Here is a 2,405-nt window from a genome sequence, read left to right on the forward strand (position 1 = left end):
TCATTACTGTGAACGTGCCCGAGGAGAAGTCGTGGATTCCCGATTGAATGCTTTTCTTGAACGCGCCGATGCCGTTCTGGCCCGTATCGAGCCGTTGCTGCCGGCACCGCGGCCAGCCATCGACTGGACGCAATGCCTGGCCGCGCGCTGGCATCGTGAGGCACGCGGCGGTTATCTGATGCCGCTGGAGGTCAGCCTCGACATGCATTTGTCGGACCTGATCGGCGTCGATCGGCAAGTCGAGCAACTTGGGCGCAATACCCGGCAGTTCCTCGATGGCATGCCGGCCAACCACGCCTTGCTCTGGGGCTCGCGCGGCACCGGCAAGTCGTCGCTGGTGCGCGCCTTGTTGGCCGAACACGCTCAAGCCGGTTTGCGCTTGATCGAGATTGAACGTGATCACCTGGCAGACCTGCCGCGAGTGGTCGAACAGATCGCCAAACTGCCCCAGCGTTTCGTACTGTTTTGCGATGACCTCTCGTTCGAGTCGGGCGAGGGTGATTACCGGGTGCTCAAAAGCGTCCTCGATGGCTCGCTGGAACAGGCGCYGGACAACGTTTTGCTGTACGCCACGTCCAACCGTCGCCACCTGGTGCCGGAAAAGGAAAGTGACAACGAAAACTGGAAACGGGTCGACGGCGAACTGCATCCAAGCGAGGCGGTGGAAGACAAGATCGCGCTGTCGGACCGCTTCGGTTTGTGGCTGTCGTTTTATCCATTTACCCAGGAACACTTCCTCGACGTCGTCGAGCACTGGATCGGCCAGTTGGCCGGCAAGGCCGGGCTGGCGTGGCAGCGCAGCGAAGAGCTGGACATTCTGGCGGTACGCTGGGCCACCGGCCGAGGCAATCGCAATGGACGTTGCGCTTATCAATTTGCCCGTTATTGGGTCGGGCTGAAACTGTTGGAGCACAAGGCATGATCGATTTACAAAGGAGCGGCCAGGGCCTCGAAGGCTACGGCATGCTGCACGCGCAACTGGAGTCCTTGCTGGCGGACGAGCGGGATTTCATCGCTAATGCCGCGCAGTTCTCGGCGTTTCTGTTCAATCAGCTCGATGACTTGAACTGGGCCGGCTTCTACCTCAACCGCCATGAAGAACTGGTGCTGGGGCCGTTTCAGGGGCAGATCGCTTGCGTGCGGATTCCGTTCGGTCGCGGCGTATGCGGGACAGCAGCAGCCACCTTGCAGACTCAATTGGTCGAAGATGTGCACGCGTTCCCCGGTCACATTGCCTGCGACAGTGCCTCGAACAGCGAATTGGTGGTGCCGCTGGTCAAGGACGGCCGATTGATCGGCGTGCTCGATCTCGACAGTCCGAAACTGGCGCGTTTCACCGAACAGGACCAGGCAGGAATCGAACAGCTGGCGGCGATTTTCCTGCGCCTGACCGACTGCTGATCAAGACCCCAGGCCTGCCTTGAGCAGCAGGCCTGACGCCGGTTTTCTCCATGACGGTCAACACCCTGCCGAGGGGCCAGGCATAGTTAAGGCTCTGTCACTTTGCCTTCGTCGTAGTGTTCGATCTGACGTAGTAGCGCGTCCTCCAGCTCAAGCATGGCGCACTCCATGGATTTGCAGCATGCAGCCACTTTTTCGCGGTCGAAATCCTCATGGCAGACTGCTTCGAGTGCCTCGCAGCGGTTGATCAAGCGGGATGCCTGCACTATCCGGGCTGCGCCTTTGATTTTGTGGGCAATGTCCTTCAGCGCCTGCGTATCTGCGCAGCTGGATAGCGACAACAGCGTTTGCAGATCCTGGCGGTTGCTGTTCACCAACTCGTTCAGCAATCGCCGGTTCAACATCGGGTTGCCCCCGGTCAGCAGTTTCAACCCGTGCAGGTTGAACGCCGGGGCTGCCTGGGTGGGCTCAATGCCTTCCACCCATTGACTCAAGGCACCGAGGCTGAGGGGTTTGAACAGGCAGTCGTCCATTCCCGCCTGTTTGCAGCGTTGTACTTCTTCCGGTTGGGCGTTGGCGGTAAAGCCGAGAACGGTGCAGGGAGGACGATGGTTTTGTCGTTCGTGCTGGCGAATGGCGCGGGCCAGCTCGTAACCGTTCATGACCGGCATGTTGCAATCGGCGATCACCAGATCAAACGGCTGGTCTTTCCATGCATTCAGTCCCTCCTGGCCATCGGCCGCGACGGTAAATCGATGTCCAAGAAACTCCAGTTGCTGGCACGTGAGCAAGCGATTGGCCGGGTGATCGTCGACTACCAGCACACTCAACGGGGTTGTTGCGACGATGATTTGCGTTTCGGCCTCCTGGGCTGACTGTTGCAGCGGCAACGTTTCCAGCAGCAGCAACACCTGCACTTGAGTGCCGACGCCCGGCTCGCTGCGCAATTGCAGACTGCCGCCCATCATCTCGCAGAGGTTGCGGCTGATCACCAGCCCCAGCCC

Annotated in this window: 3 protein-coding genes; 2 read left to right on the top strand and 1 reads right to left on the bottom strand. The window is 60.0% G+C overall.

Features of this window, described 5'->3' with window-relative positions; genetic code table 11:
- Positions 1-31 precede the first annotated feature (31 nt).
- Positions 32-922, top strand: a complete 891-nt coding sequence (locus ACXRVY_RS24500) for an ATP-binding protein (protein ID WP_458238473.1) — start codon at positions 32-34, stop codon at positions 920-922.
- Positions 919-1,401, top strand: coding sequence for a GAF domain-containing protein (locus tag ACXRVY_RS24505; protein WP_223463860.1), 483 nt, complete (start codon positions 919-921; stop codon positions 1,399-1,401). Before ACXRVY_RS24500 ends, ACXRVY_RS24505 begins: the two co-directional genes overlap by 4 nt.
- A gap of 86 nt (positions 1,402-1,487) precedes the next feature.
- On the opposite strand, the gene ACXRVY_RS24510 is transcribed toward ACXRVY_RS24505, so the two are convergent.
- Positions 1,488-2,405, bottom strand: a 918-nt coding sequence (locus ACXRVY_RS24510; RefSeq protein WP_458238472.1) for a response regulator, incomplete at its 5' end; no start/stop codon positions are given.

The sequence above is a fragment of the Pseudomonas sp. P5_A2_2 genome, assembly GCF_054177685.1.